Origin of the sequence: Bradyrhizobium sp. SHOUNA76 (assembly GCF_023006445.1) — a bacterium.
Lineage (GTDB): Bacteria > Pseudomonadota > Alphaproteobacteria > Rhizobiales > Xanthobacteraceae > Bradyrhizobium.
Genome location: NZ_JALBHA010001176.1, coordinates 1 through 423, shown reverse-complemented (window position 1 = coordinate 423; position 423 = coordinate 1). Strand labels below are relative to the sequence as shown.

Annotated in this window: 1 protein-coding gene; it reads right to left on the bottom strand. The window is 69.5% G+C overall.

Annotation, left to right across the window (positions count from 1 at the left end; genetic code table 11):
- The coding region (locus tag MOV74_RS40370) for a DUF2339 domain-containing protein (protein WP_246933130.1) at positions 1 to 423 on the bottom strand (423 nt) is incomplete at both ends.

Sequence of the window (423 nt, the reverse complement as noted above, 5' to 3'; positions counted from 1 at the left end):
GGCCCGTGCAGCAGCGCGGCGGCGAGCGTGCACATTGCGACGATGCCGAGCAGCACGAAGGCGGTGGCAGGCACAAGGAAGCCGTAGAGCGCATAGGCGGCATAGATGGTCGCGAATGCCACCGCCGTACCGGCCGCGGTGAGAATCGCGGGAATGTTGGCGATCGGCAGCGCCTGGATGTTGGAAATGCTCTCCTTGCGCCGCGACCATTCGCCGGCCCCGAGCAGCGCAGCTGCGAACAGGCCGCCCAGAAACACGCGTACGCCGGGGCCGAGGAGGCCGGCCTCGATCGAATAGCGCACCATGAAGAAGCCGCCGAGCGCGAGCGCAAGGCCGCCGATCCACACCACCCAGCGGGTGCCAAGCTGCTCCTCGAAGCCCGGCGCAGGCGCGGGCAGTGGGGGCGGCGGTGCATCGGCTTCA